The organism is Hymenobacter latericoloratus, assembly GCF_014199535.1.
Classification (GTDB): Bacteria; Bacteroidota; Bacteroidia; order Cytophagales; family Hymenobacteraceae; genus Hymenobacter; species Hymenobacter latericoloratus.
Genome location: NZ_JACHNV010000017.1, coordinates 1 through 12,476 on the forward strand (window position 1 = coordinate 1; position 12,476 = coordinate 12,476).

A 12,476-nucleotide genomic window follows, 5' to 3' on the forward strand; every position below is an offset into this window, starting at 1 on the left:
GTGCGCAGACCATATCTCCTCTACCGTCTCCCCGTGCTGAAAAATCAAGGCGGCATGGTAGTAATCTTGGGCGGTAGCGACCTGGTGGAGGTCCATCATGGCCTTCTTATAGCAGCGGGGGGATAAAATTACTGTAAGGCGTTTATCAGCCGAAAGCAGTACTAATCTGGGCTATAAATGAGATACATCCTGAAAAGTGATTCAATTTGGCTCAGTAAGTTAGGTTCAAGAACCTAAAAGCCATTTGTTTTTGGACTGTCTTTGTGAGCCTTATTCTAAACCTTTCTATGCTATGCAAGCCGCATTTTAGAGCAGTTCAATAAGTTGTGACTTTATGAAGCTGTCTAGGGTAAGAGGGTCTTGTGCTTGAGACTTTAAGTAGGTGGCTTTGATAGGATTTATACTGTTGGGCGAATACTTTAGGGGGATGCGCCCCCTAAAGATCCTCCTTTTATCCGCTCTGCTGCTGTTCGCTCTTTTAGGAGTCGCAGGACAGGACCAACCTATTCGCTACGCCGGGTTTTGGCTCGCGATCCTTTGGCCAATATGGGTGCCTATCTTCGTGTTTGTGGCCGTGAGGAAGATGTTACAGTAGTAAACATGGGCTATTTTGGGCAACAAACGCCTTACAGTAATTTTATCCCCCCGCTGCTATAAGAAGGCAGAAGTGGCGCAAACCGGCTTGGGCCGCATTAGGAGCCCACTCGTTCAGCACCCACTCCATCGAGTGGTCCCATGGTCCCCGGACGGAGCGCGTGTCGTTGAGCACACACGAAAAGCCCGCCTTAGCTAGGGCATCGGTATAGGGGGTGTTGTTAAACAAATAGGGGAAAACCTCCACCTCATTAGTCAATTGGCCTGCATGATTGTGATAAGGTGCAAAAGCGGCGACGGGTACGTTTCGGGTTCATAAATGGGCTAAGTTAGCCCGCCTAAACTGTCTGATTTTTGGCGAGTACTACACGTGTTGAATTAGCAGGCGCGCAGTGTGGGAATGGGGTATTGCATCGGATGAGGTGGTCTAGCTAAGCCGGACAGAAGAAGGACGTATATTTCTTCTGTTATGGCAGCAAAACCCAACGGGGCGTCGCCCGACAAACGGCGTAAATACGACGAAGCCTTCAAGGCCGAGGCCCTGCGCCTAGCCAGTGAGAGCCGCAGCACGCAGGCGGCTGCGCGGCAGTTGGGCATCAGCCCCAAGCTGCTCTACCGCTGGCAGCAGGCGCAGCTCGTGGCGGAGGTGGGCAGCGAGGAAGTAGCCCGCGACCCGGAGGTACATGCCTTGCGCGCCCGGCTCAAGCGGGCCGAGCAGGAGCTGGACATTTTAAAAAAAGCCTTGGTCATCTTCGGCCAGCCGACCCGGTGAGCACCTACCAGCACATTGCCCAGCGCGCCGGTCAGGTGCCCGTGCGCCAGCTCTGCCGGGTGCTGCGCGTGGCCCCGGCCGCCTATTACGCGTGGCAGCGCCGCCAACAGTTGCCGGTGGTCGAACCGGTTTGGCAAGTAGCCGTGCGCCAAACGTTTGCCGACCACAGCCAGCGCTACGGTACGCGCCGGCTGCGCGCTGAAGTGCAGGCCCAGGGCCATGCCGTGGGGCGCTGGCGCATCCGCCGCGTGCTCCGGGAGCACGGCTTGCGGGCGCAACAGCCCCGCTCGTTCGTGCCGCGCACCACCGATTCCGACCCCGCTGTCCGGGCCGCGCCCAACCGCTTGCTCGGCCAGCCGGCCCCCACGGCCCCGAACCGGGTCTGGGTGGGCGACATCACGTACCTGCCCCGCCAGGGCGGCGGCTGGCTGTATTTGGCCGTGTGGCTGGACCGCTGCTCGCGCAAAATCGTCGGCTGGGACGTGCGCGACACCATGCCCGAAGACCTGGTCAGCGAGGCACTTCGGCGCGCCCTCGTGGTGCGCCGGCCCCCCGCCGGGCTCGTCGTGCACTCCGACCAGGGCAGTCAGTACACGGCCACCCGCTTCAAGCAACTACTGGACCGTCACGGGGCCGTGCAGAGCATGAGCCGGCGCGGCAACTGCTACGACAATGCGCACGCCGAATCGTTTTGGAGCCGATTCAAAGCCGAACTGCTCGACGGCGGCTCCTTTCCCGGCCTGGCCGAAGCCAAGCTTGAAATCGGCCACCACATCGCCTATTACAACGCCGAACGACGCCATTCCGCCCTCGGCTACCACTCGCCCAACCACTTCGAAACCCAACTCAAAAACGTGTCCCAGTTGTGTCCGGCTCAGCTAGACCACCTCACCCCGAAAATCTATTCCCGCAAAGGCCTGCACGTAGCCCTGCGTCAAAACGGAAGATAGCCCCGTGAAGAGGTATTCGTCCAGCTTCGCTTTGTCCTCGCCAAACAAACGCTGCTCGATAACGGAGCGAATCTCCCACAGATAGCTGTACTCGTTTTCTACACAATCGAGAATCCAGCATTCTATCTTCGCTAACAGAGTGTCCATTGGGGAAGATACCAAGGAGTTTGTTTTGGCTCGGTTATAAGGCCTGATAACCCCGGCTTATCAGTCCTTATAACGAGGCGTAAAATCAAGCCTTATCACACCTCTAAGGATTGGTTAAGGAATTCCACCCGCAGTAGGAGACGCCGCGCTAAGTGACCTAGCCGCGCGCGTCAGTACGGGTAGCATCATAGCTACAGAAGTGAGGTCACCATGTAAAGCCCTATCTTGTTCGAACCACCGTTTCGGTAAACGCTTATTCTATCTGTTGACGCTGTATCGGATCTGCTATCATGCGCCAATTCTTTCTCTGCACAGCCCTACTCTGTCTGTTTCCCCTGTTAGGTACTCGTGCGTTGGGGCAGTCCGTCCAGTGGAACTTGAATGAGAAGAGCAGCGTGGCCGACACGTTATATACCACGCGGGGGGCAAACGACGCGCCGACAGCTGGCCCGGTGATACGCCTGCGCCGGTACCAAACCTCCCCCTGCTTGGATAACTTGTTGGCGCAACTGGTCAAGAACGACAAGAACTGCCGCCAAGACATCGGGTACCTGTTTAGTTCATGCCTGATCAGCGGAAGGCCGTTGGTCAATATTTACCCCGTTGACCTAAAACGGGTAAGGGCCGGCCGCTTCTGCACGGGGTATTTTCGGTACAGCAATCGGATTTTCCTTTGTCTGGACGAAAGCCCGGCCTTGCTCTCTCAAGTCCAGCAACCGGAACCACTCGTCTTAACTCCCTACGTTACCACGGAGATGCTCCACAATGATTTTTACCTTGGCGGGGACAACGACGGAGCAGTGTACAGCATTCGTTGTGGCAATCAGCAACAATACGCGCGGGTGAAACCGTGCACCCCTCCAGGCCGGAAAGGCAAGCTCGCGAAAATGAAGATGGAAAAGGTGGCGCCGTGAACGCTCCGTTGGGTAAATCACTCACAACTGCTCGGCACTAGGTGCTAGTGGCCCACTGCAACACATGGTGGGTTTACGAAACGCGCCGAGAGGCGGAGTTTCGTAAACGCTAAACTAGCGCTTGGTCCCCGGCAAAGTACCACAATTCACGAACAGCGACTATAGGGGTTGAAACCGGCACTTTTCCGAGGTGGGCGTTATAACAAATCTTATGTTAAGGGACAGAAACCAGATGGAGAGCGGACTTTTTGCACTTCCCCACTGCCCCTAAAATCCTGTTTTTACTTGATGCGCAATGGCATTTGCTTCGTGGTGCCGTTGCTGGCTTGGAAGCGAAGCAAGTACCTCCCCGGCTCCAGAATTAAGGCGGTACGGTCTTGCGGGGTGCGTAATTCGATGATGTCCGCCGCCACCGCGACGCGAGAATCCTCTTCCTTCCGATAAGCGAACACCAAGCAGGGATACGCCCCCAATTGGGCGCGCCGGGGGATAATATAGGATTTGCGTCGACCGTTGAGCAACAGCCAATCCGGTCGGCCGTCGTGATAGCGCGTCGGGGGGTGGTACACCCGAACATCAAAGAGGGACGCGCCAACAGGCCCCGCGAATACCTGCCCCTCTGGGCTTTGGAATACGCTGGCCTCCGTCGCTTGCGCCAGCTTGTAGTACGGGTTTTCAAAGCGCGGCGCGCTTTTTTCGGTTAGCTTTTCTTGATTAATAGTAAAGGGGTCAATGCCTGTGAATTCCTTCACGCGTCCAGCCATGGCCTTGCCCCAGCTGCCGCCCAGTGAATCCTCTCGAATGTGGTCGTAGCCCGCATGAATCAGGATTTTGGCGTTGGGGTCGGCTTGTAAGACCTTTTGGATGTTGCGGGCCTGTTGTATCTCGCGTTGCCGGGCGAAGTCGGCTGGGGGCACGTCCGGAAAGGCGTCATAGGCAAATACCGTAAAGCCTAAGCGCAAGGCTTCGCGAATCAGGTTGCCGTACTGTGGCTCGGCTGTGTAGTAGCCGCTGTTAGTAGCGTAGTCGGTGGAGCTGGTGACCGGATACCCCCTTTTTGCCAGCCCCTGGTCCCCTTCGCTGAGCGTTTCAGCTCCCAGGTAACGATAGCCTTGCTGGTAGAGGCCAGCCAGCAATGAAAGCGTAAACACGCGGTGCAGGGGGACGTGGTGAGCCTCGTTAATCATCACGATTCGTTCGCGTCCCGCCCTGGTCAGGATGTACTCCCGGGCGTTTTGGGGTCGAAAGCGAAGAAAATAGAGGCTATCGGCCTTCGAAATGGTCGGCATGGCGGGCGCGTTGCGGTCCACGTACTGCAGCGCGGCTTGGTAGTCGCCAATGAACGAGGAGGCCACAGCCGCTTGCTCCGCGGCGGCTGTGCGTTGGGTAGGGGCGGCGGCTTCTACCGTTTGGGCGATGGCCTGAGAAAACTGGTAAGTGGACTTCTGAATCGCTTCAGTGGTCGCCTGGCCAGCGGCGGCAAAGGGAGAGGCAAGAGGCAAGCACAAGCCCGCGACTAAGACATAGAAAGAACGCTTATAGACCATTTGAAGCTGAAAACACATTCCTTGTTTTAACAACCATCTTTTGGGTAGGGTCTGAAAAGACCTGCTGGCGGGTCTAAAGGTGCTGCTTTCTAGCAAATGAAACCAACAGGCCCAAGCAAATGTAATTACATTGTACCTACATTTGCATCCATGAACACGCGCCTGATTCGGGTGGGCAATTCCCAGGGAATTGTGCTGCCCAAGAAGTTACTGCAGCAGTACCACCTCACCGGCGAGGTGGACCTGCAGCCCACGCCCGAGGGCCTGCTCATCAAGCCGGTGGTGAAGACCCGCCGCCAGGGCTGGGACGAGCGCTTTCAGCAGGCCATTGCCCAGGGCCAGGCCCCGGAGGGCGAGCTGCTGGAGGGCTTTTCAGACGAGGCTTTTGAGGAAACGGAATGGCAGTGGTAGCCGTGCAGCGCTTCGAGGTGTGGCTCATCAACCTCGACCCGACCCAGGGCAGCGAAATCAACAAGACTCGCCCCTGCGTGGTGCTCTCCCCCGATGAGATGAACCGCTACCTGCGCACCGTCACCATTGCGGCCCTGACCAGCACCCGGCGTGACTACCCTTCCCGGGTGGATTGCATCTTTCAAGGCAAGGAAGGCCAGGTCGCACTCGACCATATCCGCTCGGTAGACAAAACCCGCCTGGTACGCCGCTTAGGAGCACTGCCTACCACCACGGCGCAGGAGGTCTGTGACCGGCTGCAGGAGATGTTCCAATACTAACACGTGACTTCGAGCGTGATCTTTAGATACATTGTTTCTAAGAGCCTCTCTAAGTTCTGTGAGACGCTTTAGCCGCGCCCAAGACTTATAAGGTCACCTCCCCACGGTTGGACAGGCGCGCAGCCTGCAGCTGGGCATTCAACTCCTCTCCTGTTTCCTCGGACTGCCAACTACCCGCCAGAGCGAAAAAGCGAGACTCCAGCTGCGCTGCGTCCGGTGCGGGAGCTTGTAAGACTTCCACTCCCAGGCGGTGAGCCAGGCTGAGCAGCAGTTGAAAGTCCTGCACATTGGTTGGTTTCAATACTAAGGTAGGCATTAGGCTAGGAGGAGAAGGAAGATACTCTTATTGCCAGGAAGATAATAGAAGCAGGGTATAAGTGGTTAGTTAATAAAACGTTACAGTATGACTAGTCAAGCTATAGATGAATGACTAGTCAGAAATGAATACCCTGATAAGGCAGTGGATACTCTGTTTACATATCTGACTAGTCATTTTACCTTTTGACTAGTCAAAAACAGTGTGGTTAGACTAGTCAGATAATTAGCCTTGAGTGAGATGTTTAGCAGAAAGGAGCCTATGTTTGCTGTCTCTGCTTATCCACTCTGCTATGAAGTCTACGCCCCTGACTAGTCACAAATTTCTGACTATTAAAGAAGCCGCTAAAGAGTTCGAACGCTCCGAACAGACTATCCGGCGACTAGTCAAACAGTACGCCGCGACCAAGTATGTGCGCCTTGAGAAGACGCCCAAGGGCAATGCCTATTTGATTAGTCAGGCATTTCTAGCAGATCAATATAGGGCGGCGGTTGTAGCAGATTCGCCAGTCGAGCCCGCGCTGGTGGAGCTGCAAACAGCTGTGAAAGAAGATAATAGCCTAGAGGAGGTTGCCCAGTTACGCGCCGCGCTAGCGGAGCGAGATCAGACGATTCAGCAGCTGCAACACCGCCTATTGGAGCAGAACGACGTACTAAACGCGCTGACTAGTCAGATGAATAGTCAGCGAATAGGGCATATTGAGGAGCTGCTTTTGCGGCAGAATGAGCAGCTAGGGGAGTTGCAGAAACGATTGCCAGAGCCAAGCGAAGCACCCCAAATAGAAGCTATAGTGGAACAGCCAAAAAAGACTTTTTGGCAACGTATGTTCGGAAAGTAGGCGGCTATACTCCGAAGATTTTAGCGGTGTAAGCTCCTATATTTTCCAGTTCGTTGTTGACTATCCGAATCTGGATCTGGTGTAGTTTCTTGTTGATGTCGGTCAGTTGGTGCAGGCTGAGTACCTTATTTGCTTGGTCTTGACGCAAACCAAAGTGCATAGTTAGGCGCCCAAATACTGCCGCATTTGGTCCCTCGTAGGCTACGATCGGTGCACCGCGCTGGTACTGGACCGTAAATTCAATCTGCGCCACGCTACGGCCGCGTTTGATAGGCTCATAACTAAATGAGAGGTCTGCCTTGCCGTTGATTTCATGTTCCGCTGGGTCAAGCACCCGGTTTTTGAAGTGAGTCCACTTTTCATAGCGGTCCTTGCCCGTTTTGGCGTCGATGAGGTCCAGACGCTCCTTCAGTTCTTGTACGTCAATGCGGAAGGTCTTATCCGACAAGTTCTTGTACATCGAGAACAACTCGTACAGCCGTTTAGCATACTTACTGTTCAGGGTTAGCGCTGTGTGCAGCTGCAGGGTAGTGAAGCGGTCCTTCAACTCTACATACAGTGGCCGCACTTTCTGACTTAGCTCTAACTCGATTATCCCTTGGCCCGTGATGTATTCGGCAGATGCTACAAACGTAGCTTGTAGCATATTACCACTAGGCAGAATCGTTTCAAAATAGCGAGTGATTAACTTCTTGGTCGCTTTTTGCAGATCAGAGGCCCGAACCTGCTCACCCGTGAGCGTCATTAATTCCTTGGCTGACACTTTGTATATCGTGTTCGGTGCATCGTCTTTGCGGATGCTAGCCATCACCATGTAAAGAATGTTCTTCTCTAATGCCGTCATTTCATAGCGAGCGACGGTTAGAGCATTGTCTTGCCAAAGGGTCGCACCTTCTAAAGCGCTGTGAGCTGGTTTCATAGAGCAAATGTATAAAGTTGCCATTTTAAAACAACCGGCAACCTAAATGCGATAACTTTGATGGAGTTTTTGACAACTTTAATCAACCTATCCACGGAGTTTTTGACAACTTTAGACTAACTATCCACGGAGTTTTTGACAACTTTCACGGAGTTTTTGACAACCTATCTGGAGTTTTTGACAACTTTAAGTGCTTCAACTGATTGCTATTCAATGGGTTACAAGCCCCTCAAATAACAAGTATTGAAAAAGAATTGTCACAAATATTTGAACGTGCAGGCGAGGGGCTTTTAGAAGGGTAGTTTCCACTCCACCGAAAACAGCCCGTCAGCAAAAAACAAGCAAAGCAAACACGAAGCCTTTCAACACTGGGCGCGGCACAAAATAGCATTAAATACTTGATAATCAAATACTTAATTGTACTGCCTAGGCCTCCAAAAAGGGGCGTTTGACGCGGTTTTACACTGTCTACGCGTACTTTGTGCCATGGCTGACCACATCTTTCGCTTAACCAATACCCCGCTGGGCACCGTGCTGGTGAAGTTCTACCAGATCGAGCCCTACAGCGATGAGGCCTTCACGAAGGCCAAGGCCCGAGAGTTCCTGCAGACCACGGTGGGCTCGGGTAACGCCTGGAGCCTGGCGCTCTACCAGGGCCCCATTGCCACCAACACGGTGCTACCTGAGGCCATTGCCCAACTGCACACCCGATGCCCAGAATGCACCGCTGTGCGCATCGAACAGGCTGCCGGATAGGCAGAGACCACCGAGGGGTTGTGAATGCCGTAAAGGGGCTATATTTGCGTTGTCCGAAAACAACCGGCACCCGTACAAATACAAACGGCGACCCGGGCCGAAACCCAGATCGCCGTTATCCTACGGATGCCCGAGCCAGTGACTAATCACGGCTCGAACTGCTCCCCCCAGGGCTGCCTTGAGCAACTCGAGGGAGATGCGAAACCAACTAGCCTGGCTAGCGGGTTTCACCTTTGCACGTTTACCCATCTTCGATCGGGAGTAAGGGTGCTGAATCCACCCACTTCCTGAAGCCCCGGTTGTTACAGCAGCCGGGGCTTCGTCTTTTCAGACGATGCGTTGGCGGGGTGACAACCGTGCAAGTGGGCCAAAGATACCCGGCCTATTCCAGACTGGCAGCTCGTAACGGGGGCACAGCGAAAAGAGTGGGCCAAGGGTTGCACGTGCGTGCGGGGAGCCGTACCTTGTGGGCTGTTCTGGATTCGTTCAACGTGTTTCGCAACGTGTTTCGCAAGGGTTGCACGTGCGTGCGGGGAGCCGTACCTTGTGGGCTGTTCTGGATTCGTTCAACGTGTTTCGCAACGTGTTTCGCAAGATGTGTTTTGTGAATCGCGCTTCGCGCAATCCCCAAAACCCGTTCGCCCGTTGGGCTCACTACACTTGCCCCTTCGGGGACCTCCCTATGGCCGACCTAACAGCCCCTAATTCACTTCCCCACCGCCCCCGTAAGGGAGGCCGGAAGGCTAGCCCACTGGCCGAGAAACAGCGCCACGTCGTGAGTGTCCGGCTCACGGATGCCGAGCACGAGCGCCTAACCCGCGAGGCCGAGCGGTACCAGCTGAGCCAGGGGGAAGTGCTGCGGTCGGTGTGGCGGAAACAGAACACAGCTACGAAACTGCAGGCCCCGCCGACCCCAGAAGAAGCGCGGCAGCTGGCGCAGCTGGCCGGCATGGCGGCGAACCTGAACCAGCTCACGAAGCTGGCCCACCTGGGCCAGGACCAGCGCACCGGGGCCACGACGGTACTCGGGCAGATGCACCAGCTGCTAAAGCGGCTGACGGGTGAGGCATCATGATTGGCAAGGTGAAGGTGAACCAGTCGTTCGGGGCCATGTGCCGGTACGTGCTGCAGGAGCAGGCCCCCGGCAAAGGGGCCGAGGTGCTGGCCGCGCACGGGGTGCGCACGGACAGCGCCGAGCATATGGCGGCGGACTTCGACGCGGTGCGGGCCATGCGGCCCGGACTAGGCAAGGCCGTGCTGCACGTCGCGCTGGCCTTTCCGGTCGAGGAAAAGGAGAAGCTGACCAATGAGGTGATGAGCCGCATTGCCCAGGACTACCTAAAAGGGCTGCGAATTGACCCGGAGAACACGCAGTGGGCCGTGGTGCGGCACCAGGACAAAACCCACCCGCACATGCACCTGGTGGTGAACCGGGTGGATCTGGATGGACAGACAGTGAGTGACCAGTTTATTCGCTCCCGGAGCGTGGACGTGTGCAAGGGCATCGAGCAGGACTACGGGCTGATTGTAGCCGACCAGGTAGGACACCGCCAGGCCCGTGAAATCGGGCCGACCCCGAAACAGCAGCAGGCCACGACCCCGAAGGAGCAGCAGTCGGCCGACTGGAGCCGCGCCCGCCAGGAGATTGGCCGCGCCCTGAGCTACACGGCGGGCCAAGCCCGCAGCTTCGACGAGCTGCGCGAGGCGCTGCGCCCGCGCGGCATCGAGCTGGAGCTGACGCGGCGCAAGGACGGAAGCCCGGCCGGGGTGGTGTTCGCGCAGGACGGGCACCGGGTGAAGGGCAGCCAGGTAGGCCGGGAGTACAGCGCGGGGAATCTGGAAGCAGGCTTTGCCAAGGCCCGGGAGCTAGGCCACGACCCGGCCCAGCCGTGGCAGCAGGTGGGCCAGGACTACGCGCTGGCCAAGCTGGCGGCCGAGTACGCCCAGGCCAAACAACGGCAGCAGCCCGAACGCACACCGGGTCAGGAGAGAAACCGCGGGCTGGGTATCGGTGAATGAAGCAGTTATATCTATTTACCTAGTAACAACTTATGCAAGAGCTGTTTGAAGATATCAACGCCATCCGTAAGGGGATTGAAGCCCTGAGTAAACGGGTGCAGGAACAGGGGCAGCCGGTGAGCCAGGCCCAAGTGGCACAGCTGCTGCAGGAGGCCAAGCAGGGGACGCGCTTCACCATCAACTACGAGGGGTTTGCCCAACAGATACAGTCTCACCTGACGACCCCGGAAAAGATCGAAACAACGCTGGCGACGGGGACTCAGCAGTTAGAGCAGGTGGTAAACCAGATTCCCAAGAGTGTGCCGGTCGTGGGCCAGGTATGGGGCTTTACCGACTGGCGGCTCTTGTTGGGCGTCGTGGTGCTTGTGCTGGGGCTGACGGTGGCCACCGTGCAGGCCTGGCAAGCTAAAGCGGACCGGGACAAGGTGGCCCAGCAAGTCACCAACATAGCCGTGGCGTACCGGGATTCTTTAGCGCAGGAACGAAGGAACAGTGATTGGCTGGTGTCGGGGTATTTACGGCTCAACAAGGCGAACCCCGCGCTGACCCGAAAACTCTTCCACCAGCCAGGAAAGTAGGGTTCCTGGCTGGCCTTCTTGCTTAGTGAAGGTAAGGAGAACCAAGGTTTTTCCTGTGCTCTGCTGGGCATGGCTTATACCAGCGGCGGCAGCTGGATATCGCGGATATAGGCGTCCAAGGGAAGGCTACTGGCAAAGCAGCGACAACTGGGCAGACGAGTAACCCTGGCATCCAAGTGCACCTCCGCAAAGAAACTGCCCAGGTAGTAGAGGTTGATAGGGGCTCCCTCCGGAGAAAAACGGGTGGCCAGGAAGGTTGCTTTCAGCAGCATGAGGGCCATCTGGTCGGGGAGCGGGAGCCGCCGAAAGGTGTTAAAGCCAGGAAGAGCCATAGGACGTCTAGTGCGTCAACGTCACCTGCTACCACCAGGTGGCGTCGGTGAGAGAGTGGTACAGAAGGGAGGCGCAGGTGAGGCAGGCTAGCGTAGTAAGCCCGCGTTCTCGTGTTCTCAGGACTGATCGGGTAGGTACAGGGGATACGCGATGCGTATGTTCCCAGAGTGCGCACCCTGTTTCCTGCTTAGGCGGCAGGTGTAACGATAGTAGGCTGCCCCGGCCGCTTAGGAGAGGCTTAACCAGCTGGGCGGGGCCGGCAATGCCTGGGGTACGACCGGTTCAGTCAAGGGCCAGAAGGCCGAAGTGGGCGCGGGCGCCGGGAGGGGAGCCCGCGGTAACCGGGGGGGCGTAGGCAGTACGTCTGGTACGGAAGGCCGGGCAGAAACGAGTGACGCAGGCATTGGAACAGGCAGTTAGTCAGGCGAAATGCTGGTTTCTTAAACGAGATACCGGCCTAAACAGGCTATGAATTAATACGGTTTTTTAGGGGCGAACACGGAAAGTGCCCTCCGTATTTTTCCTGACTGCCACTCCAGTAAACAGCAGTCAGGCAAGCAGGTACGTCTCCGACGTGAACCAGGACGAGGGGGATGGTCATCGAAGCGCGCTTGCTCAGCAAGCGCCTCACGCGGGGAGGTCCGGGCAGAGTAGAAAACAAAAACACCCGGGCGCATGGCCAGGGTGTTCTCGCTTGAGATGCGTGAGATGCGCTTTGCAAGTACTACGTAGGAGGATATACTCTTGCTGCCAGGCCGCAAGGCTAGTCGAGCCCCTTAAGATTAAGCAAGTAGTGGAGTGCTTAACGTAGCTCCACGAGAAGGCCCCGGCCGGATGGCTTGTTCGTCCCCACATCTGGACTACTCTGCGAAGAAAGTGCCTCCTGTTTCCCCCAGACAGGAGGCACTTTCATTCAGACATGTCGTAGGAATTCGACGGGTGTTGTTAAACAAATAGGGGAAAACCTCCGACTTAGAGAATCCCTTTACTGGCTCAACAGCTACAATTAGGCTCAGGAGCGAAAGAGAGGTTATCCGGCTGAGCCGAACTTTGAGAAGAAGA

At 56.3% G+C, this 12,476-nt stretch carries 13 protein-coding genes; 9 read left to right on the top strand and 4 right to left on the bottom strand.

Annotated features, from left to right (window positions below):
- The first annotated feature begins 1,063 nt into the window (after nucleotides 1–1,063).
- The gene (locus GGU46_RS21605; RefSeq protein ID WP_183405589.1) at nucleotides 1,064–1,366 is read left to right on the top strand and encodes a transposase; all 303 of its coding nucleotides are present in this window, start codon (nucleotides 1,064–1,066) and stop codon (nucleotides 1,364–1,366) included.
- Nucleotides 1,363–2,316, top strand: coding sequence for an IS3 family transposase (locus GGU46_RS21610; RefSeq protein ID WP_183405590.1), 954 nt, complete (start codon nucleotides 1,363–1,365; stop codon nucleotides 2,314–2,316). The genes GGU46_RS21605 and GGU46_RS21610 overlap by 4 nt, the downstream gene beginning before the upstream one ends.
- A 1,342-nt stretch (nucleotides 2,317–3,658) precedes the next feature.
- Here GGU46_RS21610 and GGU46_RS21615 read toward each other — a convergent pair.
- On the bottom strand, nucleotides 3,659–4,942 hold the full coding sequence (locus GGU46_RS21615) for a hypothetical protein (protein ID WP_183405591.1): 1,284 nt from the start codon (nucleotides 4,940–4,942) through the stop codon (nucleotides 3,659–3,661).
- Nucleotides 4,943–5,074: 132 nt separating this feature from the next.
- On the opposite strand from GGU46_RS21615, the gene GGU46_RS21620 reads away from it, so the two are divergent.
- Both GGU46_RS21620 and GGU46_RS21625 read left to right on the top strand, forming a co-directional pair.
- On the top strand, nucleotides 5,075–5,335 hold the full coding sequence (locus GGU46_RS21620) for an AbrB/MazE/SpoVT family DNA-binding domain-containing protein (RefSeq protein ID WP_183405592.1): 261 nt from the start codon (nucleotides 5,075–5,077) through the stop codon (nucleotides 5,333–5,335).
- The gene (locus GGU46_RS21625) at nucleotides 5,323–5,655 is read left to right on the top strand and encodes a type II toxin-antitoxin system PemK/MazF family toxin (protein ID WP_183405593.1); all 333 of its coding nucleotides are present in this window, start codon (nucleotides 5,323–5,325) and stop codon (nucleotides 5,653–5,655) included. The genes GGU46_RS21620 and GGU46_RS21625 overlap by 13 nt, the downstream gene beginning before the upstream one ends.
- A gap of 85 nt (nucleotides 5,656–5,740) precedes the next feature.
- On the opposite strand, the gene GGU46_RS21630 is transcribed toward GGU46_RS21625, so the two are convergent.
- Nucleotides 5,741–5,971 (bottom strand): hypothetical protein, encoded by a 231-nt coding sequence (locus GGU46_RS21630; RefSeq protein ID WP_183405594.1) that lies wholly within the window; start codon nucleotides 5,969–5,971, stop codon nucleotides 5,741–5,743.
- A gap of 292 nt (nucleotides 5,972–6,263) precedes the next feature.
- On the opposite strand from GGU46_RS21630, the gene GGU46_RS21635 reads away from it, so the two are divergent.
- Nucleotides 6,264–6,809, top strand: coding sequence for a DNA-binding protein (locus GGU46_RS21635; RefSeq protein WP_183405595.1), 546 nt, complete (start codon nucleotides 6,264–6,266; stop codon nucleotides 6,807–6,809).
- Nucleotides 6,810–6,813: 4 nt separating this feature from the next.
- Here the strand turns inward: GGU46_RS21635 and GGU46_RS21640 are convergent, their stop codons facing one another.
- Nucleotides 6,814–7,728 (bottom strand): replication initiation protein, encoded by a 915-nt coding sequence (locus GGU46_RS21640; protein ID WP_183405596.1) that lies wholly within the window; start codon nucleotides 7,726–7,728, stop codon nucleotides 6,814–6,816.
- 486 nt (nucleotides 7,729–8,214) lie between these two features.
- On the opposite strand from GGU46_RS21640, the gene GGU46_RS21645 reads away from it, so the two are divergent.
- The 4 genes from GGU46_RS21645 (at nucleotide 8,215) to GGU46_RS21660 (ending at nucleotide 11,081) form a co-directional block, all read left to right on the top strand.
- Nucleotides 8,215–8,484, top strand: coding sequence for a hypothetical protein (locus GGU46_RS21645; RefSeq protein WP_183405597.1), 270 nt, complete (start codon nucleotides 8,215–8,217; stop codon nucleotides 8,482–8,484).
- A gap of 682 nt (nucleotides 8,485–9,166) precedes the next feature.
- Entirely contained in the window at nucleotides 9,167–9,559 is a 393-nt protein-coding gene (locus GGU46_RS21650) for a plasmid mobilization protein (RefSeq protein ID WP_183405598.1), read from the top strand.
- Nucleotides 9,556–10,503, top strand: a complete 948-nt coding sequence (locus tag GGU46_RS21655; RefSeq protein WP_183405599.1) for a relaxase/mobilization nuclease domain-containing protein — start codon at nucleotides 9,556–9,558, stop codon at nucleotides 10,501–10,503. Before GGU46_RS21650 ends, GGU46_RS21655 begins: the two co-directional genes overlap by 4 nt.
- A 32-nt stretch (nucleotides 10,504–10,535) precedes the next feature.
- Nucleotides 10,536–11,081 carry a hypothetical protein gene (locus tag GGU46_RS21660; protein ID WP_183405600.1) on the top strand — a complete coding sequence of 182 codons (546 nt, stop codon included), beginning with the start codon at nucleotides 10,536–10,538 and terminating at the stop codon, nucleotides 11,079–11,081.
- Nucleotides 11,082–11,155: 74 nt separating this feature from the next.
- Here GGU46_RS21660 and GGU46_RS21665 read toward each other — a convergent pair whose 3' ends face one another.
- On the bottom strand, nucleotides 11,156–11,362 hold the full coding sequence (locus GGU46_RS21665) for a hypothetical protein (RefSeq protein ID WP_183405601.1): 207 nt from the start codon (nucleotides 11,360–11,362) through the stop codon (nucleotides 11,156–11,158).
- Nucleotides 11,363–12,476 lie beyond the last annotated feature (1,114 nt).